Origin of the sequence: Sulfurimonas sp. NWX367, assembly GCF_039667065.1 — a bacterium.
Taxonomy (GTDB): domain Bacteria; phylum Campylobacterota; class Campylobacteria; order Campylobacterales; family Sulfurimonadaceae; genus Sulfurimonas; species Sulfurimonas hydrogeniphila.
The window spans coordinates 343,622-366,476 of record NZ_JALCZM010000002.1; the positions used below are offsets into that span (position 1 = coordinate 343,622).

General features: G+C 38.5%; 25 protein-coding genes. 13 read left to right on the plus strand and 12 right to left on the minus strand.

What is annotated here, in order from left to right; all coding sequences use genetic code 11:
* Positions 1-260: 260 nt before the first annotated feature.
* From rpsL to MNY28_RS06390, 4 genes are all read left to right on the plus strand, one after another.
* The gene (gene rpsL / locus MNY28_RS06375; RefSeq protein ID WP_151901147.1) at positions 261-635 is read left to right on the plus strand and encodes a 30S ribosomal protein S12; all 375 of its coding nucleotides are present in this window, start codon (positions 261-263) and stop codon (positions 633-635) included.
* 105 nt (positions 636-740) lie between these two features.
* Complete coding sequence (gene rpsG, locus MNY28_RS06380) at positions 741-1,208, plus strand: 30S ribosomal protein S7 (protein ID WP_226067598.1); 468 nt, start codon at positions 741-743, stop codon at positions 1,206-1,208.
* Between the two features lie 11 nt (positions 1,209-1,219).
* On the plus strand, positions 1,220-3,310 hold the full coding sequence (gene fusA / locus MNY28_RS06385) for an elongation factor G (RefSeq protein WP_346389248.1): 2,091 nt from the start codon (positions 1,220-1,222) through the stop codon (positions 3,308-3,310).
* Between the two features lie 109 nt (positions 3,311-3,419).
* Positions 3,420-4,088: a hypothetical protein gene (locus MNY28_RS06390; protein ID WP_151901144.1), complete on the plus strand. Its 669-nt coding sequence runs from the start codon at positions 3,420-3,422 to the stop codon at positions 4,086-4,088.
* Here MNY28_RS06390 and MNY28_RS06395 read toward each other — a convergent pair.
* Entirely contained in the window at positions 4,075-4,788 is a 714-nt protein-coding gene (locus tag MNY28_RS06395; RefSeq protein ID WP_346389249.1) for an arginyltransferase, read from the minus strand. The genes MNY28_RS06390 and MNY28_RS06395 overlap by 14 nt on opposite strands.
* A 107-nt stretch (positions 4,789-4,895) precedes the next feature.
* On the opposite strand from MNY28_RS06395, the gene MNY28_RS06400 reads away from it, so the two are divergent.
* Positions 4,896-5,165 carry a hypothetical protein gene (locus tag MNY28_RS06400; RefSeq protein ID WP_346389250.1) on the plus strand — a complete coding sequence of 90 codons (270 nt, stop codon included), beginning with the start codon at positions 4,896-4,898 and terminating at the stop codon, positions 5,163-5,165.
* Here MNY28_RS06400 and prfB read toward each other — a convergent pair.
* Positions 5,162-6,259, minus strand: a complete 1,098-nt coding sequence (gene prfB, locus MNY28_RS06405; RefSeq protein WP_346389251.1) for a peptide chain release factor 2 — start codon at positions 6,257-6,259, stop codon at positions 5,162-5,164. The two genes, MNY28_RS06400 and prfB, sit on opposite strands and share 4 nt — an antisense overlap.
* A 63-nt stretch (positions 6,260-6,322) precedes the next feature.
* On the opposite strand from prfB, the gene panC reads away from it, so the two are divergent.
* On the plus strand, positions 6,323-7,144 hold the full coding sequence (gene panC / locus MNY28_RS06410) for a pantoate--beta-alanine ligase (protein ID WP_346389252.1): 822 nt from the start codon (positions 6,323-6,325) through the stop codon (positions 7,142-7,144).
* Here panC and MNY28_RS06415 read toward each other — a convergent pair.
* Genes MNY28_RS06415 through flgB form a run of 4 tightly spaced genes read right to left on the minus strand, consistent with a single transcriptional unit; the run spans position 7,121 to position 10,162 of the window.
* Entirely contained in the window at positions 7,121-8,881 is a 1,761-nt protein-coding gene (locus MNY28_RS06415; RefSeq protein WP_346389253.1) for a penicillin-binding protein 2, read from the minus strand. The genes panC and MNY28_RS06415 overlap by 24 nt on opposite strands.
* A 24-nt stretch (positions 8,882-8,905) precedes the next feature.
* Entirely contained in the window at positions 8,906-9,205 is a 300-nt protein-coding gene (fliE, locus tag MNY28_RS06420; RefSeq protein WP_151901138.1) for a flagellar hook-basal body complex protein FliE, read from the minus strand.
* An 18-nt stretch (positions 9,206-9,223) separates the two neighbouring features.
* Positions 9,224-9,718 (minus strand): flagellar basal body rod protein FlgC, encoded by a 495-nt coding sequence (gene flgC, locus MNY28_RS06425; protein ID WP_193151109.1) that lies wholly within the window; start codon positions 9,716-9,718, stop codon positions 9,224-9,226.
* A gap of 12 nt (positions 9,719-9,730) precedes the next feature.
* A complete protein-coding gene (flgB, locus tag MNY28_RS06430; RefSeq protein WP_346389570.1) occupies positions 9,731-10,162 on the minus strand; it encodes a flagellar basal body rod protein FlgB in 432 nt (143 codons plus the stop codon).
* Positions 10,163-10,403: 241 nt separating this feature from the next.
* Here flgB and MNY28_RS06435 point away from each other — a divergent pair, with 241 nt between their 5' ends.
* From MNY28_RS06435 to MNY28_RS06450, 4 genes are all read left to right on the plus strand, one after another.
* Positions 10,404-10,844 (plus strand): type II secretion system protein, encoded by a 441-nt coding sequence (locus MNY28_RS06435; RefSeq protein ID WP_346389254.1) that lies wholly within the window; start codon positions 10,404-10,406, stop codon positions 10,842-10,844.
* A gap of 143 nt (positions 10,845-10,987) precedes the next feature.
* The gene (locus MNY28_RS06440; protein ID WP_346389255.1) at positions 10,988-11,452 is read left to right on the plus strand and encodes a type II secretion system protein; all 465 of its coding nucleotides are present in this window, start codon (positions 10,988-10,990) and stop codon (positions 11,450-11,452) included.
* Between the two features lie 16 nt (positions 11,453-11,468).
* Positions 11,469-11,954, plus strand: a complete 486-nt coding sequence (locus MNY28_RS06445) for a type II secretion system protein (RefSeq protein ID WP_346389256.1) — start codon at positions 11,469-11,471, stop codon at positions 11,952-11,954.
* Positions 11,955-12,318: 364 nt separating this feature from the next.
* Complete coding sequence (locus tag MNY28_RS06450; protein WP_346389257.1) at positions 12,319-14,235, plus strand: primosomal protein N'; 1,917 nt, start codon at positions 12,319-12,321, stop codon at positions 14,233-14,235.
* Between the two features lie 309 nt (positions 14,236-14,544).
* Here MNY28_RS06450 and MNY28_RS06455 read toward each other — a convergent pair whose 3' ends face one another.
* Positions 14,545-15,120, minus strand: coding sequence for an NUDIX domain-containing protein (locus MNY28_RS06455; protein WP_346389258.1), 576 nt, complete (start codon positions 15,118-15,120; stop codon positions 14,545-14,547).
* The gene (locus MNY28_RS06460; protein WP_346389259.1) at positions 15,113-16,303 is read right to left on the minus strand and encodes a peptidoglycan DD-metalloendopeptidase family protein; all 1,191 of its coding nucleotides are present in this window, start codon (positions 16,301-16,303) and stop codon (positions 15,113-15,115) included. The genes MNY28_RS06455 and MNY28_RS06460 overlap by 8 nt, the downstream gene beginning before the upstream one ends.
* A gap of 100 nt (positions 16,304-16,403) precedes the next feature.
* On the opposite strand from MNY28_RS06460, the gene MNY28_RS06465 reads away from it, so the two are divergent.
* From MNY28_RS06465 to MNY28_RS06475, 3 genes are read left to right on the plus strand one after another with little or no spacing between them, the layout of a single operon-like run.
* Positions 16,404-17,201 (plus strand): plasminogen-binding N-terminal domain-containing protein, encoded by a 798-nt coding sequence (locus tag MNY28_RS06465; RefSeq protein ID WP_346389260.1) that lies wholly within the window; start codon positions 16,404-16,406, stop codon positions 17,199-17,201.
* A 1-nt stretch (position 17,202) separates the two neighbouring features.
* Complete coding sequence (locus MNY28_RS06470; RefSeq protein ID WP_346389261.1) at positions 17,203-18,588, plus strand: FAD-linked oxidase C-terminal domain-containing protein; 1,386 nt, start codon at positions 17,203-17,205, stop codon at positions 18,586-18,588.
* Between the two features lie 6 nt (positions 18,589-18,594).
* Positions 18,595-19,419, plus strand: coding sequence for a YihY family inner membrane protein (locus tag MNY28_RS06475; protein ID WP_346389262.1), 825 nt, complete (start codon positions 18,595-18,597; stop codon positions 19,417-19,419).
* Here the strand turns inward: MNY28_RS06475 and MNY28_RS06480 are convergent.
* The 4 genes from MNY28_RS06480 to MNY28_RS06495 are packed head-to-tail and all read right to left on the minus strand — an operon-like array spanning position 19,366 to position 22,826.
* Positions 19,366-20,649: a ComEC/Rec2 family competence protein gene (locus tag MNY28_RS06480; RefSeq protein WP_346389263.1), complete on the minus strand. Its 1,284-nt coding sequence runs from the start codon at positions 20,647-20,649 to the stop codon at positions 19,366-19,368. The two genes, MNY28_RS06475 and MNY28_RS06480, sit on opposite strands and share 54 nt — an antisense overlap.
* Positions 20,650-22,095: a replicative DNA helicase gene (locus MNY28_RS06485; protein ID WP_346389264.1), complete on the minus strand. Its 1,446-nt coding sequence runs from the start codon at positions 22,093-22,095 to the stop codon at positions 20,650-20,652.
* Positions 22,085-22,546: a HepT-like ribonuclease domain-containing protein gene (locus MNY28_RS06490; protein ID WP_151901125.1), complete on the minus strand. Its 462-nt coding sequence runs from the start codon at positions 22,544-22,546 to the stop codon at positions 22,085-22,087. The genes MNY28_RS06485 and MNY28_RS06490 overlap by 11 nt, the downstream gene beginning before the upstream one ends.
* Complete coding sequence (locus tag MNY28_RS06495; RefSeq protein ID WP_346389265.1) at positions 22,539-22,826, minus strand: nucleotidyltransferase domain-containing protein; 288 nt, start codon at positions 22,824-22,826, stop codon at positions 22,539-22,541. The genes MNY28_RS06490 and MNY28_RS06495 overlap by 8 nt, the downstream gene beginning before the upstream one ends.
* Positions 22,827-22,855: the final 29 nt, after the last annotated feature.

Here is a 22,855-nt window from a genome sequence, read left to right on the forward strand (position 1 = left end):
ATTAGTAATATGTGCACACTAATCTAAGATCCACTTTAATAATTCCTTAAAATAAGCTAACTTTAATTACAATTTTTGTATTATTTCGTGTCTATAATTCTCTCGATTATGACTTCTTATCTCAAAAAACTTTGTTTTTTGTAGCTTTAGGGGGTTGCAGAGACATTTGTCTCTGCCGTAATAATGGGCTTTTGCTCATTATAGATAAAGTAAAAGAGAATTTTATTCTACTGGAAAAAAATTAAGTAAAAAGGAATTGTATGCCTACAATCAATCAATTGATTCGTAAAGAGCGTAAACGTGTGATTAAAAAATCAAAATCACCAGCTCTTGACTCATGTCCACAGCGTCGTGGTGTATGTACACGTGTTTACACAACTACACCTAAAAAACCTAACTCGGCTTTAAGAAAAGTTGCCAAAGTCAGATTAACTTCCGGTTTTGAAGTTATTTCATATATCGGTGGTGAAGGTCACAACCTTCAAGAACACTCAATCGTTCTTGTACGTGGCGGTCGTATTAAAGATTTACCGGGTGTGAAGTATCATATCGTTCGTGGTGCACTTGATACTGCCGGTGTTGCTAACCGTATGGTTGCCCGTTCTAAATACGGAACTAAAAAACCAAAAAAATAATCTGAGATTATTTTTTTAACTATATTCAAAAATAGCTACAGGATTAATCTTAAGTGATTAATTTTGAGTAAATTTTGAAAAAAATTGAAGTAAGGAAAATTACAAATGAGAAGAAGAAAAGCTCCCGTTCGTGAAATTATGCCAGATCCAGTTTATGGAAGCAAAATTTTAACGAAATTTATAAATAAAATTATGTTAGATGGTAAAAAATCTACAGCTGAAAAAATCATCTACAGTGCAATGGATATCATTAGCTCTCGTGGAGAAAAATCAGGAATAGACACATTTAATGAAGCTATTGAGAATATCAAACCTATTATAGAGGTTAAAAGTCGCCGTGTCGGTGGTGCTACTTATCAAGTTCCAGTAGAAGTACGCCCGGTGCGTCAGCAGTCTCTTGCAATCAGATGGTTGGTTGATGCAGCTCGTAAACGTAATGAAAGAACAATGGCTGAGAGATTGGCAAATGAATTCATGGATGCTGCATCAGACAAAGGCTCAGCATTTAAGAAAAAAGAAGATACATATAAAATGGCAGAAGCTAATAAAGCATTTGCTCATTACAGATGGTAACAGGATAACATATGCCAAGAAGTCATAAATTAGAAGATGTAAGAAACATCGGTATTGCTGCACATATTGATGCGGGTAAAACGACAACAACAGAAAGAATTCTTTTCTATACTGGTGTTGAGCATAAAATCGGTGAGGTCCATGACGGGGCTGCTACTATGGACTGGATGGAACAAGAGCAGGAGCGTGGTATTACGATTACTTCTGCTGCGACTACCTGTGAGTGGAACGGAAAACAGATAAATATTATCGATACTCCGGGCCACGTTGACTTTACTATTGAAGTTGAGCGTTCTATGCGTGTACTTGACGGTGCTGTTTCAGTATTCTGTGCTGTTGGTGGGGTACAACCACAATCAGAAACAGTTTGGAGACAACGTAACCGTTATAAAGTTCCATCTATTGTTTTTGTTAACAAGATGGACAGAACTGGTGCAGATTTCTATGAAGTTGAGCGTCAGATTCGTGAGCGTCTTAAAGGGAATCCTATGCCTTTTCAGTTACCTATCGGTGCTGAAGACAAGTTTGAAGGTGTTGTTGATTTAGTTAAAATGAAAGAGATTGTCTGGGATGAAGATGCTGCGATGGGTTCAAATTACCATGTACAGGATATTCGTCCTGAGTTACAGGAAATTGCAGACGAATACAGAGAAAAAATGCTTGAGACTTTAGCTGAAGTTGAAGGCAATGATGATTTTGCCGAAAAATTCCTCGAAGGCGAAGAAATTTCTGAAGAAGAGATCAAAGCGGCTATCAAATCTGCAACAATCGGCATGGCTGTTGTTCCGATGACTCCGGGTACTGCATTTAAAAACAAAGGTGTTCAGACTCTGCTTGACGCTGTTGTTGACTATCTTCCTTCACCGGTTGAAGCACCGCCAATCATGGGTACTATGATGGATGATGAAGAGAAAGAAGTTGTTGTTGAATCAACTGATGACGGCCCTTTTGCTTCACTTGCATTTAAAATTATGACTGACCCGTTTGTGGGTGTTCTTACATTTATCCGTGTATACCGCGGTTCTTTAGAATCAGGCTCGTACGTACACAACACGACAAAAGACAAAAAAGAGCGTATCGGCCGTATCTTGAAAATGCATGCTATCAAGCGTGAAGAGATCAAAGAGATATATGCCGGTGAAATCGGTGCCGTTGTCGGACTAAAATCAACAACAACCGGTGATACTTTATGTGATCCTGCTGAGAAAGTTGTACTGGAAAGAATGGACTTTCCTGAGCCGGTTATCTCTGTTGCGGTTGAGCCAAAAACAAAAGCTGACCAGGAAAAAATGGGTATAGCCCTTGGTAAACTTGCTGCGGAAGATCCGTCTTTCAGAGTACACACTGATGATGAAACAGGTCAGACTATTATTTCAGGAATGGGTGAGTTACACCTTGAAATTCTTGTTGACAGAATGAAACGTGAATTCAAAGTTGAAGCAGAAGTCGGTGCTCCGCAGGTTTCTTACCGTGAAACAATCAAGAAAGAAGTCAACCAGGAATACAAGTATGCAAAACAGTCTGGCGGTCGTGGTCAGTTTGGTCATGTATTCTTGAAAGTGAAGCCGGGTGAGCCTGATTCTGGTTTTGTATTTCACAACGAAATCAAAGGGGGAACTGTTCCAAGAGAATATATTCCTGCTGTTGAAAAAGGTTGTGAAGAAGCGATGCAGGCAGGTGTTCTTGCGGGTTATCCTATGGAAGATATTGATGTTACACTGTATGACGGTTCTTACCATGATGTGGATTCAAATGAAATGGCGTTTAAACTCGCTGCTTCAATGGGATTTAAAGAAGCCTGTCGTAAAGCAGATGCTGCTATACTTGAGCCGATGATGAAAGTTGAAGTTGAAGTTCCTGAAGAGTATATGGGTGATGTTATCGGTGACTTGAACCGTAGACGCGGACAGGTAAACAATATGAGTGACCGTGCCGGTAACAAAATTATTGATGCTTTTGTTCCACTTGCCGAAATGTTCGGTTACTCAACCGACCTTCGTTCTGCAACTCAGGGACGTGCAACATATGCAATGGAATTTGATCATTATGAAGAAGTTCCAAGAAATATAGCTGAAGAGATTCAGAAAAAACGTAACGGATAGTATTTTCGTCACAAACTCTCCTTTCTTCTCTCTTTAACGAGAGAGGAGTCTTTCTTCTTTTAAAAATAAAATTCTGTTATAATGGTAAAAATTTTTCAGGCTGATTTGAATGCATAAAATACTACTTTTACTTATACTCGTTACACTGCTTGCGGCACAAAATCCAAAAGCTTTTTCTGCGCTTGGTGATATTGTTTACAATAATGTAGATAAAATTCAGAAGCTTGCAAATATAGATGAGTACGCACCGTATGAAAAGAAAATACAAGAGTATGCTACTGCTGTCAAAAAGTTGAAAAAAGAGGGTTTTTCATTGGATGAGGGAGCGGTTAAAGACAAGATGCGCTATCTAAACAGATTAAGAGAACTTTCACGAACAAATGATTTTTTTGTACGCTCTGTCAAAAGAAATTTGGATTTGGCAATCGAAAATGAAAATTCAAAACTTTTTACAAAACTGGCAAACAGCGGACTGATTGATGAAAAAAGAAGTAAAAGCAAGATACTCGATTACTATTTTGCACATTCTGATGATGTCAATACAACAGGAATAATACAAAAATATTTGGATGAAGATAAAAAACTACAGGCAAAAAAAGAGCGTAAAAAAAGCCTGCTGCAACGAAAAAAAGAACGAGAATTGGAAAAAATTCAAAGAATCAGAAAAAAAGACAAACTCGAACAGCAAAAACTGGAAGAGCAACTTAACAAAGAAGTACAAAAGAAAAAGTTACAAATTAGAGAAGAACAAAAAAAAGAGCTCTCTAAGACCATATAAATTTTTCGTGTTCGTGCGGTCTGCCTTGAAGCGTGAGGTAAGGAGTATACTGGGCTTTATAAGAAAGAGAAGGGCATCCTTCTACATAGTACCCCAAATATATCCATTTTTTGTTTGTATTTTTAGCATATTTTATCTGATTATACAGGGAGAGTTTACCTAAGGAGTACTGGGCATAATCAGGATCATAATAAAAATAGATTGATGATATTCCGTTTTCAAGAATATCTATCAAATCTACTGCAATGAGCTTTTCCTGATCATAATACAGTACTTCATAGCCAAAGTCAGCATGGCCTGTGACAAAAGAGTTATAGTAGTGCTGTGCAGTTGTCGCAGAGTAGTCCCACCCTTTTTTATCATGCATATAAAGATGGTACTTTTCAAACAGTTCAAGGTGCTCCTGGGTTACACTCGGTACCTGTATGTAAGAAGTAATATCTTTGGATTTTTTGATAACTCTTTTTGCAGATTTGCCGAATGCATAGTTTTCTACATCAATTTTAATACTCTGGCATTCTGTACATGCAGTGCATATGGGTCTAAAGTACATTTTTCCAAAACGACGGTATCCTCGTTCAATCAGGGCTTCACAAGATTTGGAGTCACAATTGTTGATCACTTTATAGTGTGTAGTCTGTTTTTTGCCGCTCAGATAGGAGCACGTATCATCAAGTAAAAATTCTTTAAGTAGATTCATACCGGGATTTTGACATAATTTGCTTTAGAAACAGCAAAAGAAAAAGAGAGAAGATGGAATTTTTTTTAAAACATAAGATTGTTATTTTAAGGTCAGTTGGCATATTCATGTTTTTTATCGGTTTTGCAGTACATTTTTGGACGACACCCAAAATCGCAATGAGTGCAAATGAGGTAGCTGCAGCCAATGTTGCAAGAATTGAAGCCAGTGTTTCAGGGCATGTGCCAGGTGTAAAAAAAGCTAAACCGGACATAGCCACTTTCAGGGAGTCTTTAGTAAGTGCACAGCAACAGCAAAAAAAGTATCTTACGATTTTTGCAATGCTGCTTGGAGTATTGTTTCTGGGCTACAGTTTTATAAAAAAAGAGCAAGACTAAGTACGGTTCATAGCTATTAAAACACCTTCAATCATTGTATCAATATCTCCGTCAAGGATACCAGAGACATTAGAGTAGGCTTCATTGCTTCTTGTGTCTTTGATTTGCTGGTAAGGCTGCATAACATAGGAGCGTATCTGATGCCCCCAGCCTATTTCACTTTTGGCGATACCTGCTTCTTTTGCTTTTTGTTCTTCAAGTTCTAATTCATAGAGGCGGGATTTGAGCATTTTCATCGCTGTTGCTTTGTTTTTGTGCTGGCTTCTGTCATTTTGGCACTGTACGACAACACCTGTGGCGATATGGGTTAGGCGTATGGCAGATTCGGTTTTGTTAACATGCTGTCCGCCCGCACCGCTTGAGCGGTAGGTGTCAATGCGTATGTCTTTGTCTTCTATGGTAATGTCTATATCATCATCAATTTCGGGAGAGACCATAACAGAGGCAAAAGAGGTATGACGTTTGGCATTGGAATCAAACGGTGAAATTCTTACAAGTCTGTGAATACCGTTTTCAACCTTGAGATACCCATAGGCATTCTCTCCCTTTATAAGTATGGAAACATCTTTGATGCCTGCTTCATCTCCTGCCTGGTAATCCAAAACCTCTACTTTGAAGCCGCGCCGCTCTGCCCAGCGTTTATACATTCGAAGCAGCATCTCTGCCCAGTCCTGGGACTCTGTTCCTCCTGCACCGGGATGAATAGAAAGAATGGCATTATTGGCATCGGTTTCACCGCTTAGCAGGACTTCGATTTCCATATCACGAATCTGTTTTTCCAAATTTGGCGCATCTTCGTAAAGTGCTTCGAGTGATTCTGTATCATTCTCTTCTTTAGCCATTTCATAAAGTTCTTTTGCGTCATCAACAGCATTTTTGGCAGTATTGTATTTGTCAAGTTTTCTTTGAAGCTGAGTTTTTTCTTTTTGTATTTTTGCGGCATAAGCAGCATCGTTCCAAAAATCCTGGTCATTTTCCATAGTCTCAATCTCTTTGAGTCTCTTGTGGATTTTTTCCGGTTCGACAACCTCGGTAATGTTTTTCATTTTTGCATCAATATTTTTTAAAAGTTCTGTGTATTCGTAGTTATCCATATTCCATCACTTAGGGGGCATTAAATTTGTTATAATTGCGATTATATTATATCAGGGCTTAAAATGAAGATTATATCAAATCCTTTGGCATTAAAACAATACTTAAAAGATGAAAATAAAACCGTAGGTTTTGTGCCTACCATGGGTGCTTTGCATGAAGGGCATATTGCTTTGATAAAACGCGCAAGACAAGAGAATGAAACAGTGGTAGTTTCTGTCTTTGTCAATCCTGCACAGTTTTTGGCAGGTGAAGATTTAGACAAATATCCGAAAAAAGATGATGCCGATAAGAAAATATGTGAATTGGCAGGCGTAGATATCCTTTTTTTCCCAACTGCTTCAGATATATACAGTAAGGATGAAGTGAAAATCTGTGCGCCTAATGTACGTGGATATGTTTTAGAAGGGGCAACAAGACCGGGGCATTTCAGCGGTGTTTTGAGAGTTGTTATGAAACTGCTCAATATTGTCTCCCCGACAAGAGCCTACTTTGGAAAAAAAGATGCACAACAACTTAATCTCATCAGTCTTATGGTAAAACAGTTTTTCATGGATGTTGAAATTGTTCCTGTAGATATCGTTCGCGATAATGATGGACTGGCACTCAGCAGCAGAAATGTATATCTTTCAAAAGCACAAAGGGAAGAAGCCTTAAAAATTCCAAAGTCATTATATGCAGCTTCAAAGCTAATCAGTAAAAATATTTTGGATACAGTAAAAATTAAAGAGGAGATGCACGCTATCTTGTCTCCTTTGGAAGTAAAATATGTAGAAGTACTTAATCGTGACTTTGAAGTAATAAAGAAAGTAGAAATCGGAAATACTGTTATTCTTGTAGAGGTGATTGTAGGTGAAACAAGGCTACTTGACAATATTTGGCTCTAAATAACCCTCTTCTATCATAATATCAACCGCTTTTTTAAAGACAGGAACAGCAGTTTGGGCTGCAAACTGGCTTTTTTTAGGCTGTATAACAATGACACCTATAGTGTATTTGTGCTTTTTGTCATTGGCGAATCCCATAAAAGCGGTGTTGTATTTCCTTACATACTGTCCTTTTTCAACAATGTGCGCAGTTCCTGTTTTTCCACCGATTTGCAATCCTTTTGTGATGGCTTTTTTTCCGGTGCCTTCATTCACGGTTTTGAGTAAAATTTTATTCATTCTTTTGGCAGTTGCGCTTTTTATAACCTGTACACTCTCCTCATAACCGAGTTCTTTTACAGTGCCGTGTTCATCTATAAAACTTTTGACAAGTTTAGGTTTTACCATGCGCCCGTTATTGTTGAAAGCACTGTAGGCACGGAGCAGTTGCATAAGATTTGCACGGATGCCGTAACCATAGGCACAGGTAGCTTTGTATATTTCATTTTCAAGCCGTTTGGCACTTGGAACAGAGCCTTTTCTTTCATAAATCAAATCAGGTGTGGATTTGCTTGCAAAGCCAAATTTTTTCAGCCCTTGATAAAAGTCATACCCGGAGAGTCTTTGTGCCAGTTGGGCTATACCGATATTTGAAGAATAGACTATAACATTCTCAGCCGAAAGCCAGTCAAATCTGTGCTCGTCAGTAATAACCTTTCTCCCTATTTTAAAGCGTCCGTTATGTCCGTTTACCAAATCATAGGGATTCACAAGTTTGTGTTCCAGGAGCAGGGCAAAAGTGATAGGTTTCAGAACACTTCCCGGCTCAAAACTGTACTCTATCATAGAACTGTTGAGAGAGGGATAGTCCCTGCGTCTAATCTTTTTTGGCAAATATCTGTTGGAACTGGCTATAGCATAGACATCACCTGTTTTGGAGTCCATAATAGCAATCATAACCTCTTTTGCACGGAGTTCTTTTTTCATACTGTCAAGCATCTTTTCTATGCGTATTTGAAAAGAAACCGGAATGGTCAGTTTAATGTCAAGCCCGTTTATTTTTGGTTTGGTAAAGCTCTCTTTATTTAAAATAATGTAGCTGTTTACATCACGTTTGCCTCTGCTGTAGCCGTCCTGTCTGGGTGAGAGTTCGTTGTCAAATCTTTTTTCAAGTCCTTTGACTCCTTTGATGGAGGTATATCCGTCTTCTTCTATTTTATGCGGATAGCCTATAACAGGAGTAAGCAGGGTTCCATAAGGATACTCCCGGCTTTCCCCGCTCTCAAGTATGCTGAGCCCATGCACAGAACGAAGCCCTGTTGCCGGGTTTTTTAACTCTAAAAATACTTTAAAGCGTCGCAGTTCTCTCGCGAGTGTTTTGAGATAATGTGCTTTTATTTGTGGCACATTATAACTCAAAACGACAACACCTTTGCGTTTGGAGAGTCTTTTTTCAATGGCCTTTGGTGTCATACCTGAGTAAATACTGAAAAGCTTGACAAACAACTCTTTTTTATCAGGGTCGATGTATCTGGTATTGACAACTGCTTTATAGAGTTTTTTTGTTGTAGCTATGTGAAAACCGTCTGCACTGATGATACTGCCACGTTGTGCTTTTGAGCTTTCTGTTGCATACAAAGAGGGCATACGGCGTGATTTTGTGGCAGTGAGAAGCATAACGCTTAAAAAAACCGCAAAAGCAAGAGAAATAAGGACATAAAGAAGGAATATTTTTTTACTTTTGTTACGGTTTAGCATGAAGTTATTATGTGCAGAGGCAGATTATAATTGTGTTCTGCCAATCTCTTTGTAGGCATTTAATGCTTTGTTTCGAATCTCTAACATAAGTTTCATACTTGTTTCTGCTTTGCCGATTGCAAGAGCTGCCTGATGGAGATCTTTTACCTGGCCTGTTGCCAAATCGGCTATAGCTTCTTCGCTCTCTTTTTGAATCTCATTAACCTCATTGAGGGCTGATTTTAACTGCTGAGCAAAAGCTTCACCACCGGTTTTTTCAGTACTGCCTTTTTGTTTTAAAAGGTCTGCTGTTGAAGCACCGGAAATATTATTAATGTTGTTCATAATCTTTCACTTCCTTTTTTACTGTAACAGTGATATGGCAGCGTTTGCCATATCCTTTGCACTTTGAAATGCCGCAACATTTGCTTGGTAGGAGCGTGTTGCCTCTACCAAATCGGACATTTCCACAACAGGATTAATATTTGGATATGCCACATATCCGTTTGCATCTGCATCCGGGTTGTTTGGCTCAAATTTCATAAGAGGTTTGCTGTCGTCTCTTACAATTTTGTCAACTACTACACTCATTATAGCAGGATTTACCTTTTGTCCAAATTGTCCTTCATTCAAAGGGTCTTGATATTTGGCACTTTGTGCAGTCTCACCCAGGGCTTTGTTGTATACATCATTAAAGTTTACTGCTTTAAAAACAACCTCTTTGCGACGATAGGGTCCGCCTTCTTCTGTTCTTGTTGTCTGGGCATTGGCTATATTGCTTGAAATGACATTGACACGGACTCTTTGGGCTGAGAGTCCGTATCCGCTGATATCAAAACTGTTGAGAAAGTTACTCATGGTTGTCTATCCTTAATTTACTTTTGCTGAAGCATCTATGACACTTTTGAAAATGCCTGCATCTTTTTTGGCTGCCATGACAATGGCATTAAACATAATGGAGTTCTTGCTCATTTCGGTTGTTTCTACATCTATATCGACAGAGTTGCCGTCATTGCGAGCCATATGTCCGTCTCTGAAAAAGAGTGTGGGTTTGAGATCGCTTGTCTCTTCTTTTGGCGCCAAATGATTGGCATTGGTACGAGCCATTTTCAACTGATGTGTATTGTCCTGATAAAGGGCATTTTTTTGTGCAATCAAAGCATCTTCAAAGCTGATATCTCTCGGTTTGTAATAAGGCGTGTCCGCATTGGCAATATTTGATGCTATCATATCCTGACGTGCAACACGATAGTCCATCGCTTTTGTTAAAAGAGAATGGGTTTTGGAAATTTCAATGCTCATCAATGACTCCTTGTTTACATGTAATAACAGATAATAAGCAACTTTTATTCCAAATATTTTATCAGCCGGCATTACAATACCGGTTCTTAAATCATTCCCTCCCGGAATCCGTACTTTAGTGCGGACCATGCGTCTTTTAAATTGAAAACAATCAGATTAAGCAAACTTTAATGAAAATAGGTCCATAATGTTTCCTAAGATTACCAGTGTAATCCAATTTTTAAAAATATAAGGAGTTCTTATGAAAAGAGCTGGTTTTACAATGATCGAATTGATCTTCGTTATCGTTATTTTAGGTATTTTGGCAGCAGTTGCCATTCCAAAACTTGCAGCGACGCGTACGGATGCACAAGTTTCAAAAATTTCTACAGAAGCAGCAACACTTGTAAGTGAGTTAGGCACTTTTTATACAGCACAAGGTACTTTTAAAGGTAAAGATACTGCAGATATTACAAATATATCACTTAAAACAGCTGATAATGATCTTCAAAATAATGATACAATTGTTTTGGGCGATGATAATAATAATACGTGTTTAGAAATTAAATTTAACAATGTTGATGATGGAAACATAACAGTAAGTGCAGATAATGCTAGTGGAACAGTTTGTACAGCTGTAAAAGAAGCGACTGCAGATTTACAAAAAACATATAACTTTGGTGGCTCAAACGTAGCTTACTAAAATACTTTGTTGCATCTTTAAATGAGATGCAACAAATGACTTCTTTTTAAAACTTCCGTGTCTTCTATTCTTTTTTAAAACCTTAAAGTTACTCTTATAATAAAAACGATACTATTAAATTTAAAAAAATATAAAGGGTTTTTATGCATACAGGTTTTCACAGAGCATTTACAATGATAGAACTCATATTTGTCATTGTTATTTTAGGTATCTTGGCAGCTGTAGCACTTCCAAAACTCTCTGCAACAAGAGGCGATGCACAAGTTTCTAAAATAGCAATGAATATAATGACAGGGGCATCTGAAATTGCTTCGTATGCAATGAGTAAAGCAAAAACTGAAAACAATTTGTCTGTAATGTCCAATGCCATATCTTCCTTGGAAAACACAGGAGAAGCGGCTATTTCTACAGCAGATAAGAAAGCAGTTTTTAAAGTGGGTTCTGTAAATGATTGTGCTACAATACAGATACAGACAGGTCCAAATGATGATAATTTAACACTCTCTTTTGGTAATGCCGGCAGTGATACACTCTGTACAGCACTGCAAAGTGCTATAGATGCCACGCAATACCCAATGAAACTCCGTGGAACATCTGTTACTTATTAAAAAAGGTTATATGTTTATGAAAAAATCAAAACAGGCAGCCCAAGGGCACTCGTTGCAAAACGCTTTTACAATGATAGAGCTTGTCTTTGTCATTGTTGTGTTGGGTATCTTGGCAGGTATTGCCATTCCCAAGTTTGCCGCAACAAGAACAGATGCACAGATAAGCAAAGGACGTGCAGATATTGCCTCTATACGCTCTGCTATAATTACAGACAGACAGGCACATATTATTCAAGGCGATCCGGATTATATATCGGGTTTGAGTCAAAACAGTACAACTCTTTTTGACGGAAACGGAACAGTAGGCAGAGAACTTTTGATGTATGGAGTGACTGCAGCAACAACTGACGGACATTGGAGCACAACAGACAATACTGCACCTTATTTACATTATGTATATAAAGTGGGCGGTAAAAACTGTGCCTTTACCTATAGCCCTACAACAGGTAGATTTGATTTAAATACCGGTCAAGATACAATTTGCGATAAACTTGTAGACTAAATAATTAATCGAAATTCGAGTATAATTAAGTATGGCTAAAATAGATGAGATAAAAGAGCATATTGGCGCACTGAAGAGTTATTTGAATATTCTAGTCGCTATTATATTAACACTGGGTACAGGTGTATCAAGGTTGTATGTTTCCAATAATATAACAATTCTCTTTTGACTTTATTTATTATAATATCACGGAGTATTCATTCGAATATAAAAAGATTAAAGGATTTATAAAATGGATTTGGCAACAATTGCAATTGTAGCAGTAGCAGTTCTTTTTGCAGCTACAATAATATACGGAACAAAACAAATAATCGAAATTGATAGTTAGTACTGTATCATATAGTGTAAATAAATCTTTTTAAATTTGCGTATAAATTACTACAATATAGCACTCATAGGTTCACCACTTGGTGAGTTTACCTATCACTCAGAACAAGAGATAGAAATCGGCACCCGTGTCACTGTACATGTAAGAAACAGAGTAGTAAACGGCGTTGTTATTGCTACATGTAAACAGCCTGATTTTAAAACACATGAAATTTTAGAAGTGAGTGCATTTTGTTTTTCAGACAAACAGCTCATTTTGGCAAAGTTTATAGCCTCTTATTATATCTGCTCACTCGGAGATGCTTTGGCTTTAATATTGCCGCATAAATCAGCCGGCACTGAAGTACCGGTTCCGGATGCAAATGAAACTGAGGCTGCAGCCCTCGGAACCCAGACTTCAGTCTGGGCTGTACGTCATAAGAACATAAAAAGTACCTCAAAAATTATACTTTCATCAAAACAGGAAAAAGCACTCACCTTCTTAAAACAACACAAAGTTTCCCTTCTTTTCGGCGATACAGGCAGCGGAAAAACAGAAGTCTATATGAAATACTTTGAACAGATGATTCAAGAAGAAAAAACATCCATCTTTTTAATGCCTGAAATCTCTCTGACACCGCAGATGTCCAAACGTCTCAAAGAACACTTCGGGGAAGATTTTGTGATGTGGCATTCAAAACTTACCCCATTGGCAAAGAAAAAAGCACTGGAAAAAATATATGCAGGTGAAGCAAAAATCATTGCAGGTGCCCGTTCAGCTCTTTTTTTGCCTGTCAAAAATCTGGGGCTCATTGTTGTAGATGAAGAGCATGATGAGAGTTATAAGTCATCTTCAAGACCGCGATACAATGCAAGAGATCTGGCCATATATATGGGAAAATTATATGCTGTTCCCGTAGTGCTTGGCAGTGCGACACCCTCACTGAACTCATATGTGAAATTTCCTCATTTCAGGCTCAAAGGGGGACATTTCAGTGCAGATAAAAAATTTATATATGAAAAAAGTGCGGAAACTCTTTCGCCTTTGATTCTGAAAAATTTGCAAGAAGTTATTGAAAAAAAAGAGCAGTCCATTGTCTTTTTGCCCACACGTGCCAATTTTAAATATTTGCAGTGTCAAGACTGCGGGCATACTATAAAATGTGCCTTTTGCAGTGTCGGTATGAGCGTACATCAGCATTCACGCGCACTTAAATGCCACTATTGTAATTTTACGCAGGCTATACCGCAAGTCTGTCCGGAGTGTCACAGTCAGAATTTGTCCAGTTCTAGACTTGGAACGGCAGAAGCGGCAAAAATTTTAAGTGGAATTTTTCCAGAAACAAAAATAGAACAGTTTGACAGAGATGTCATCACAACCGCGAATAAACTCAAAAAAGCATTAAAGCGTTTTAATGACAAAGAGAGTGATATTCTTGTCGGCACTCAAATGCTCTCAAAAGGGCATGATTATCACGGAGTCACTTTGGCTGTGGTTTTGGGTATGGACAACATGCTGAACATGGGTGATTACCGTGCGCGGGAAAAAGCGCTTGCTTCTTTGATTCAGGTAGCCGGACGAAGCGGACGGGCAAAAGATGCAAAGGTCATTGTGCAGACTTTCAATGAAGATTTTTTCAAAGCATATATAGAAAAATATGAAGATTTTTTGGAAGAAGAAAAGGTTTTCAGAAAAGAACTTTACCCGCCTTATAAAAAACTGTGTCGTATTTTGTTTGCCCATAAAAACGGAGCAAAAGCACAAGAACAGATGCGAAAAATGCATGAAAATCTGCTTACATGTAAAGGTGTGGAAATTGTCGGTGCAAAAAAATGTGCCATAGAAAAAGTGGCGAACAAGTACAGATTTGAGATACTTTTGCGGGCTGATAAAAGCACCGATATCATAAAAGCAGTAAAAAAAGCTAAAGTGGCTTTGGCAGAAATAGATATGGACCCCATAGAGTTTGGGTAGTTCATATGAGGGATTTTTGGCTGTAATGCCTCAAAGCCAAGACTAAAGTCTCAATACCATTAAGTTAAGAAAAAAGTTCGATATTCTTTTGGAACCTAGGCCTTAGTCTTGAAAGACACAAAGCCCGCACTGAAGTACGGGTTCCGAAAAAGCCGCTTAACTTAATGGCATTGAGACTGAAGTCTGGATGCCGAGAGGAGGGATGACACAGGAATCGGTACTTCAGTGCCGACTGATGTCTTTGCTTCATCTTTTGAACTTTCATGCCGCAAAGCCCGCACTGCAGAAAAAAATTTAGTTTTTTCTAAGTCATACTTTAGTGCCGACTTTTTTTGTATCAAAAAACCAGTAAAAAGCCAAAGAAACACCGGTTGTTTTTTGATAGCGTTCATCAAACATAAACTTTTTTGCTTCAGATACGGGGATGTAAATGACTTCGATTTCTTCCTCTTCAAGACCACCGCCTTCATTTATTTTCATATGTTCGTCAATTTCGGCATAGTAGAGTGTCTGATAGGTCCCCGATATGCCGACACTGGTGTAAAAAGCACTGATTTTTTCCAGATTTTGCACAGGCAGATCATATCCGCACTCTTCCAAAATTTCCTCTTTGGCTATTTGCTCTATGGAACACTCTTTGTCAACAATGCCGGCACAGAGTTCATACATGTAACCGTTGTTTTGATTTTTGTTAAGCACGGTAGCGCGAAGCTGTTTGACAAGCACAAAGGCATCTTTTTGTCTATGGTAGAGGAGTATGGCAACACTGTCATGCGAAAGTACGGCTTCCCATCTTTTTTCTTTGCCGTTTTGTGTGTAGTTTATCTCCACCGGTTTGACAAAATTTGGTTCTTTGAGCTCTTTTATGGAAGTTATTTTACCCATTGCTTTTTTCCTTTAAAAGATGAATATAGGACATGTTTTCAAAAGGCGGGCGTTTTTTATAGGCTGTTTTGTTGTTGAGGTGAAGATTGACACTTTCATCATAGTTTTTCTTTAATCGTAAAAATGCTTTTTTTGCTTTGCCTTTGAGCTTTTTGGTCGTTACCTGTACAACTCTGAGCGGGTTGATTGCACGTCCTCTTTTCCTGAGTTCAAAATGCAGATGTGGTCCGGTAGAGCGGCCTGTAGAGCCGACATAGCCTATAGTCTGCCCTTTTTTTACACGTTTGCCCCTGTGAATACCCCTGCGGAATGATTTTAAGTGGGCATAGCGTGTTTCATAGCCGTCAGCATGGCGTATTTTTATCAAATTTCCATAGCTTCCCATTCTTGAAGCCCATACAATGACACCTCTGCCCGCTGCAATAACCGGTGTTCCGCGTCTTGCAGCATAGTCAACGCCCAAATGTGCCTTCCATTTATGCAGTACAGGGTGCCATCTCCTTTTTGTAAAATAAGAAGATATTCTGGCTCCCCTTACCGGACGGGCCAGTAAAAATCCTTCGACCTCATGGGCTTTTTCATCATAATAACGTCCGTCACTGTTGAGGTAGATAAAGTGTTTTTTATGGTGCATCTCTATCATGGCGACTTTTAAAGCAGGCATGGAAAAAGGCTCTCCCAGACGATATTTTTGTTCATAAATCATGACAAGTTCATCACCTTTGCGAATGTCGTTTTTAAAGTTTAATGAGTGTTTGAAACTGGCAACAAAAATTTGTGCCAGTTTTTTTGAACCTGTTTCTTTTAAAATATTGTACATCGGTGAACTTGTTATTGTTGTGTAAAAAGCTTCTGTTTTTGTTGTGCTTATAATGGGAATGGCTTCAAATTTGTAGCTTTTGTCATCTTTGTATATATGGATTTGCAGTTCATCATTCAAAGGCAGTAAAATCTGTTCTATCTCTTCTTTGTTATCTTTTAAAATCTGATAATGAATGCCTGCACGCATCTCCTCTGTGAGTCTTTGGTCATCCTTGTCAAGATTGTAGTAGAGCGGTCGCAACGGAAGATTGTGATTTTGTAAAAAATCCAGATAAGTTTCTCCGTTACTCCACCGGTATCTGTCCACATGGGCAGCAAAAGAGGAGGTAATCAGTAAAAAAAATATGAAAAATCGTATCATAAATATAAGCCTAGAATAAATAATTTGCAAAGATTATCAAATTTTGGCTTAGTCTGAGGTTTGTTTGATATAATCATAAACAAAAAATCAAAGAAGAAACATGAAATATATACTTTTATTCACGATACTTGCGTTGGAAGTTTTTGGCGCTGTTATAAAATCACCTGTAGTCTCAGTTGATAATCAAAATGAAACTGCAACAATAAAAACAGACAAAATAGATGTCGGTGTCAGCGGTTTTGTTGTGCATCACATTAGCCCTGAACACAGTGCCATTGTTAAAAATGCTGTTGTGCAGAGTTTTAATGCACAAACAAAGACGGCAACAATCAAAATGAGTGCATTTACTGCTCTGCAAAACAGTGCACTGCCTCACGGAAAATGGCAAGTGCAAGTGGGTGATACGGTCGAGTTGGCATTTGGCTACTCCCGTTCACTGCTTATCGCTCCCAATGAAGAGATTTATTATAGAATTGCCAAGAGTGTGCAGACACAATGGATTCATCCGGATCTTTTTGCAACGGTTCTTTCTTTTCGGGGACATCCGACACCTTTGAAAGAGGACTTTGAAGCGATGGCAGATGCCGGCAGCGTAGGATTGCTTTTTATATATCTCAATCAAAAAGTATATACGCTCGACATCAAAAGTTTTAAAATCCTGAGTATCAGTGATGCAAAACTCAAGCAGGACAAGGTCCATCTTCCTTTTTATACGCGTGTCAACAACATTGATGCTGCATGGTGGGGAGCGGGGAGTTCGAGACTCAAAAGTTATGCGCCACACTATTATGAACTGTTGGTTGCAAACAACAAAACGAACAAAGAGCTTTATAATATTATAAAAAACGGTGATGCTTCTTTGCATTATTTACTTGATGAATTTGAAACAGGAAAATAAGATGATAGATAAAATACATTTACAACATTTTACAAATATTGTAGGAGAAGAGAATATTTACAGCGACAAGGCACATCTGCTTGCCTATTCGTATGATGCGACACGGGAACATTTTGAGCCCGATGCGGTTATTTTTCCGAGAAATGAAACAGATGTCAGCGAAATACTCAAGTACTGTAATGAACATCAGATCATTATAGTACCGCGCGGTGCCGGTTCCGGTTTTACGGGCGGAGCACTTCCAAGCAAAGGCGGAATTGTCCTGGCAATGGAAAAACATATGAATAAAATTCTTGAAATAGATATGAAAAATATGGTCGCCATTGTTCAGCCCGGTGTGATCAATATGGACCTGCAAAAGAGAGTAGAAGAGGTAGGGCTGTTTTATCCGCCGGATCCTGCGAGTCAGGATTATTCTACCATCGGTGGAAATGTGAGTGAAAATGCCGGCGGAATGCGTGCTGCAAAGTATGGAATCACAAAAGATTACGTCATGGCAACACGGGCTGTTTTGCCAAACGGTGATGTGATAAAAGCAGGAAAAAGAACCATCAAAGATGTGGCAGGATATAACATAAGCGGGATATTGATCGCGAGTGAAGGCACCTTGGCAGTGCTTACAGAAATCACGCTCAAACTCATCCCAAAACCGAAAATGACAAAAACGGCAATGGGAATCTTTCCGACTGTCAATGAGGCAATGGAAGCAGTTTACAAAACAATGGCAAGCGGTATTACTCCGGTTGCGATGGAATTTTTGGACAATTTGACGATTCGTGCCGTGGAGGAGACCTTTCATAAAGGTCTGCCGGTTGATGCGGGTGCTTTGCTTGTTACGGATGTTGACGGCAATCTTGAAGATGATCTGGATTTTCAACTTGCACAGATTGAAAAAGTATTCCGTGAAAACGGATGCAGTGACTTTAAAGTGGCAAAAGATGACAAAGAGGCGGCAGACATCTGGTTTGCCCGTCGAAATGCTTCGCCGTCACTCAGCATTTACGGCAGTAAAAAACTCAATGAAGATGTAACAGTGCCCCGTTCAGCTCTGCCGGAACTGCTAGAGAGATTTTATGCAATAGCGGACAAATACAATGTCAAAATCCCGTGTTTCGGACATACGGGTGACGGAAATGTGCATACAAATGTTATGGTTGACGGCAGCGACCCTGAGCAGGTAAAAATTGCCTATAAAGCCATAGAAGAGGTGTTTCAGGCAACAATTGATTTGGGCGGAACACTCTCTGGTGAGCATGGAATAGGGCTTGCAAAAGCACCGTACATGAAAATGGCGTTCAGTGATGCGGAGATGGCACTTTTTAAATCCATCAAAAAAGCATTTGATCCGAACAATATTTTAAATCCTGCAAAAATGGGGCTTGACTAATAGGTCATGAATGAAAAGCTGACAAAATACTTTAAGCCTGTTCAACTGTTTGTCAGCTCTTTTATTGATAAAGAGCTCACACTTTTTGCGGCAAGTTTGAGCTTTTATACGATTTTTACCATTATTCCTCTTTTGTTGATTGTGATGGCTATTTTGACTGCCTTGCCCTCTTTTGCCGATTATTATGAAAAAATTCAGGGCTTTATATTTTCCAATTTGATGCCTGTGAATTCGGACACGGTTATGTTTCAGATAAACGGATTTTTACAAAACGCTTCTAAAATGGGAGCCATAGGATTTGTGGCAATCTTAGTCTCTTCTCTTTTGTTTTTTAAAAATTTTGAATACATTGCCAACAGAATTTTTCATGCAAAACCAAGAACTTTGTGGGAGAGCATTACGACCTACTGGACACTGCTGACACTCACGCCTGTTGCACTTGGCATCTCTTTTTATATTACAGGCTACATTGCCACCCTTATGGCTTCAAATTCTTTGACTTCAGGGCTTAATATTTTGCCTCTGGTTCCCTACATCATCATTTGGGGACTTTTCTTTTTGATATTTCAAATTGCCGCCAATGCAAAAATAAATCCAAAAGCTTCACTTATCAGTTCTTTTATTGTCTCTGTAATTTTCAGTGTCAGTAAAAATGCTTTTATCTACTATGTCTTTTTAAACAAATCCTACACAACAATGTACGGTTCCTTTGCTATTTTGATGTTTTTGTTTTTGTGGATTTATGTTTCGTGGATTATCTTTTTGTATGGTTTGAAACTATGCCACATTATAGATGAAATATACAAAAAGAAGCAGCGTATAGCCGAGTAAGGCATAGAGTGCTTTTTTGCTAAATACGGCTGCGAGTGAAAGCACAATTTCTGCAATAAGATAAACTTTTGCAAGTGTGTGTTGCAGGGCATGTGCGTTTACATGTAAGAGATAACTTAGAGGTGCATCTAAAAGATTTCCCAGGCCCATTATATGTAATGCAATTGCCAAGGGGTAAAAGAGCGTAAAAAGTGTTGTCCAGAGAATTGAAAGGGGATGATACAGGCTGAAGTTGCCAAATATTGCCATAGAAAAAGGAAGCATCATCAAGTAAACCCAAAACGGCAGGAGCAGAAACTGTGTAAGCTTACTGCACTCCTTACAATGCAGCAGAAATAAAAAGATGTAAAAAACGCCACTTACCGAAAGCCAAAAACCTATACTGAGCAGAAGTTTTGGAAAAAGTGCAAGAATCAAAAGCACGGTAAGCAGGAGTGTCTGCATCGAGATGATTTGCATGCCTCTGTCATACAATACAAAACCGACGACAAGCATTACATAGGCTCTCAGCAGTGAGGGCGGCGAATCCAAAAAGAGCAAATAGCCAAGCAAAACCAGGCTGATAAAGAAAAAACTGTCTCTTTTGTAGCTTCTGTAGGGAAAGTATCTGTTTTGCAAAAATTTATAAGGGTACTTAAACAGAAAAAACAAAAGAGTAGCTAAAACACCCAAATGAAAACCGCTGATGGCGATGAGGTGTGAAATACCGAGGTTGGAAAACTGTGTCTGTATAGATGTTGGGAGGGGAAGCGCCAAAAACAGTGCCTTGTAGAGTTTGGCAATTTCACTGCTTGCGTGCTGTGCATCTATAAACGAGGCCGTTTTTTGTTTGAAAGTAGGCTTTTTATAAATTTTGAGTATTTTGCTAAAGGCAAAAAAACCTTTGAGATACTCTTTGAAGCTGATGTTCCCCGCCCACAGTTCTACATGTAAGCGTTTGTTTTGAAGGTTGTGAAGATTTTTCTTTGCGGTTGTATAAAAAACAAATCCGTCATCACTCCTGAGTTTTAAAATTTTATAGCTTTTTATCTTTCCATTTTTTGTCAACTTTGTTTTATTGTAGGCTTTTACAACTGTGACGTCAGAAAGTTGGGAATCAAATTTTGTGAGCTGTTTGTATTTGTAGTACTCATAAGAGAAGGAAAAACTAAGAAGCGTGAGCATAAGTCCCACAAAGAGAAAGTAATCTCTTTTTGCACTAAAAAGTGTTACTTTCTCAATTATTTGCATTTAGATAGAGGGCATCTCTACCTGTGGCATCTCGATATTGGCCGATTTTGTATCTACATTTTCATAGACGGTCTCAACCCCCTGTGCATAACCCGGTGCGTCCACAAAACGGGTAAGCTTTTTTTGAAAGATGAGTTTGACATGCCCTGTCGGACCGTTTCTTTGTTTGCCGATGATGATTTCGGCATCCTCTTCCTCTTTTTCCACATAGGTTGAGGTAAACTCTTTGCCCTCGGCCTTTGCGGCTTTTTCACGCTCTTTTTCTTCTTTGTAGAGATAGACATCATCACGATAAACAAATAAAATAATGTCGGCATCCTGCTCTATTGAACCAGATTCACGAATATCGCTGAGCATCGGACGCTTGTCGTTACGGCTCTCAAGCCCACGGTTGAGCTGAGAGAGTGCAACTATCGGCATTTCAAGCTCACGCGCGAGCATTTTGAGTCCACGCGAAATTTCTGAGACCTGCAGGTGTCTGTCCTGCGAGCCTATTCCCTGCATAATCTGCAGGTAGTCAATCACGGCTATCTCAATTTCGGGATGCTGATTTTTGAGTTTTCTGAGTTTTGAGCGGAGCTGGTTGATATTTAAACTTCCCTGGTCATCGACAAAGAGTTTTGCGTCATTCATTCTGTCTATGGCACCGTTAAGATTGGACCACTGGTCATCATTCATGTCCCCTACACGAAGCTTCTGCAAAGGAATGGAGGTCTGAATAGAAAGCAGACGCAGCATCAACTGTTCAGCCGGCATTTCAAGCGAGAAAAAGGCAACACCTTTACCCTGGAGTATAAGAGAGTTAACGGTGTTGAGTATAAAAGAAGTTTTGCCCATCGCCGGCCTAGCGGCGATGATAACCAGGTCTCCCTTGCCAAATCCTGTTGTCATTTTGTTCAGTTCTTTAAAGCCTGTATCGACACCGACGAGTACGGAGTTTCCTCGTGCTTTCATCTCTTTGATGTATTCCATAGTATCAAAGGTCATTTTTGGAGAGTCTTTAAAATCGCTTGTCTGGTTGTCCTGGGTGATTTCATAGAGTTTTTTCTCTACGATGTCAACCACTTCGGCCGATGGCAGTTCTTCTTCTACAGTCACTCTTTTTATCTCGGTCGTGAGTGTCAGCAGATGGCGTTTGAGTGATTTGTCTTTGATCTCATCAACATAGGCTTTGGTATTTGAAATAGGGTTGGCAGAGAGAATTTCAAGCAAAACCTGTTCATCAAATTTTTTTGCCTTCATGAGCTCTTTTTTTATAAACTCTTCATCGATTGGCTGGTCTTTTTGCAAAAGTGTAAGCATTGCAGCAAAAATATCCTGATGAGCAGGCAGGTAAAAATCATCTTTTTTCAGTATGACACTCAGTTCATCAAACTGACTCGGCTCAAAGACTATGGAACTTAAGACGGAACGTTCAAAAGCGAGGTTGTAGAGGTTATCTTGCATTGTTTAATTCTTTTTGTAAATTTTTTAAATATGTTTTTAGTTTTTCATCTCTATTTTTCAGATCATAGTTAATAGTAGTGTCGAAAGCTTCACCTAAATTATAAATATTTATAGTTATTTGTTTTAGGTCATCATGAAGTGGAGTAATTTTGTCTTGTAAAACGTTCCAAACTTCTTCTTCATCAATACCAAAATAACCATGAGCAACTATATTCCTAAAATCTATGATTTGTCTAAAATATTTTGGTGAAGATTGATGGAACTGTTTTGTTTGAAGTAGGTTTTTAATGGCTTCACCAATAATTTCTAATTGTCTTATAGTAGCATCCCAATGCAGAGAATCATGTAATAATTCTTGTGCTGATGAAAAGTTGGAAGAATATGCTTTTATTTTAAATATAGCAATAAATATATCGAGTACAAAGAGTTCAACATCTCTTTTTTTAGACATAAAGTATCTCTTTTTCAACACGGCGTCTATAAAACTCTCTCATACTGTCTAAATAGCCTATATCTATTTTTGTGCCGAAAGTATCTTCTAAAAAATATTGTAAATCAGATTTGATAAAAAAATCTTTTTTAGATGTTTCAATAGCTAAGTCGATGTCACTTTCTTCTTCTGCCTCATCACGTGCATAGCTTCCAAACAGTCCGATTTTAGTGACATTATATTTCTCTTTTAAAAGTTGTTTATTGTTCTTTAAAAAGTTTAAAATATACTCTTTTGTCATAACGCAACATCCTTTGTGTATTAGACATA

What these genes read in the sequence shown, in the direction of transcription:
- rpsL (WP_151901147.1), top strand. Translation starts at nt 261, where the DNA reads ATGCCTACAATCAATCAATTGATTCGTAAAGAGCGTAAACGTGTGATT.
- rpsG (WP_226067598.1), top strand. Translation starts at nt 741, where the DNA reads ATGAGAAGAAGAAAAGCTCCCGTTCGTGAAATTATGCCAGATCCAGTT.
- fusA (WP_346389248.1), top strand. Translation starts at nt 1,220, where the DNA reads ATGCCAAGAAGTCATAAATTAGAAGATGTAAGAAACATCGGTATTGCT.
- MNY28_RS06390 (WP_151901144.1), top strand. Translation starts at nt 3,420, where the DNA reads ATGCATAAAATACTACTTTTACTTATACTCGTTACACTGCTTGCGGCA.
- MNY28_RS06395 (WP_346389249.1), bottom strand. Translation starts at nt 4,788, where the DNA reads ATGAATCTACTTAAAGAATTTTTACTTGATGATACGTGCTCCTATCTG.
- MNY28_RS06400 (WP_346389250.1), top strand. Translation starts at nt 4,896, where the DNA reads ATGTTTTTTATCGGTTTTGCAGTACATTTTTGGACGACACCCAAAATC.
- prfB (WP_346389251.1), bottom strand. Translation starts at nt 6,259, where the DNA reads ATGGATAACTACGAATACACAGAACTTTTAAAAAATATTGATGCAAAA.
- panC (WP_346389252.1), top strand. Translation starts at nt 6,323, where the DNA reads ATGAAGATTATATCAAATCCTTTGGCATTAAAACAATACTTAAAAGAT.
- MNY28_RS06415 (WP_346389253.1), bottom strand. Translation starts at nt 8,881, where the DNA reads ATGCTAAACCGTAACAAAAGTAAAAAAATATTCCTTCTTTATGTCCTT.
- fliE (WP_151901138.1), bottom strand. Translation starts at nt 9,205, where the DNA reads ATGAACAACATTAATAATATTTCCGGTGCTTCAACAGCAGACCTTTTA.
- flgC (WP_193151109.1), bottom strand. Translation starts at nt 9,718, where the DNA reads ATGAGTAACTTTCTCAACAGTTTTGATATCAGCGGATACGGACTCTCA.
- flgB (WP_346389570.1), bottom strand. Translation starts at nt 10,162, where the DNA reads ATGAGCATTGAAATTTCCAAAACCCATTCTCTTTTAACAAAAGCGATG.
- MNY28_RS06435 (WP_346389254.1), top strand. Translation starts at nt 10,404, where the DNA reads ATGAAAAGAGCTGGTTTTACAATGATCGAATTGATCTTCGTTATCGTT.
- MNY28_RS06440 (WP_346389255.1), top strand. Translation starts at nt 10,988, where the DNA reads ATGCATACAGGTTTTCACAGAGCATTTACAATGATAGAACTCATATTT.
- MNY28_RS06445 (WP_346389256.1), top strand. Translation starts at nt 11,469, where the DNA reads ATGAAAAAATCAAAACAGGCAGCCCAAGGGCACTCGTTGCAAAACGCT.
- MNY28_RS06455 (WP_346389258.1), bottom strand. Translation starts at nt 15,120, where the DNA reads ATGGGTAAAATAACTTCCATAAAAGAGCTCAAAGAACCAAATTTTGTC.
- MNY28_RS06460 (WP_346389259.1), bottom strand. Translation starts at nt 16,303, where the DNA reads ATGATACGATTTTTCATATTTTTTTTACTGATTACCTCCTCTTTTGCT.
- MNY28_RS06465 (WP_346389260.1), top strand. Translation starts at nt 16,404, where the DNA reads ATGAAATATATACTTTTATTCACGATACTTGCGTTGGAAGTTTTTGGC.
- MNY28_RS06470 (WP_346389261.1), top strand. Translation starts at nt 17,203, where the DNA reads ATGATAGATAAAATACATTTACAACATTTTACAAATATTGTAGGAGAA.
- MNY28_RS06475 (WP_346389262.1), top strand. Translation starts at nt 18,595, where the DNA reads ATGAATGAAAAGCTGACAAAATACTTTAAGCCTGTTCAACTGTTTGTC.
- MNY28_RS06480 (WP_346389263.1), bottom strand. Translation starts at nt 20,649, where the DNA reads ATGCAAATAATTGAGAAAGTAACACTTTTTAGTGCAAAAAGAGATTAC.
- MNY28_RS06485 (WP_346389264.1), bottom strand. Translation starts at nt 22,095, where the DNA reads ATGCAAGATAACCTCTACAACCTCGCTTTTGAACGTTCCGTCTTAAGT.
- MNY28_RS06490 (WP_151901125.1), bottom strand. Translation starts at nt 22,546, where the DNA reads ATGTCTAAAAAAAGAGATGTTGAACTCTTTGTACTCGATATATTTATT.
- MNY28_RS06495 (WP_346389265.1), bottom strand. Translation starts at nt 22,826, where the DNA reads ATGACAAAAGAGTATATTTTAAACTTTTTAAAGAACAATAAACAACTT.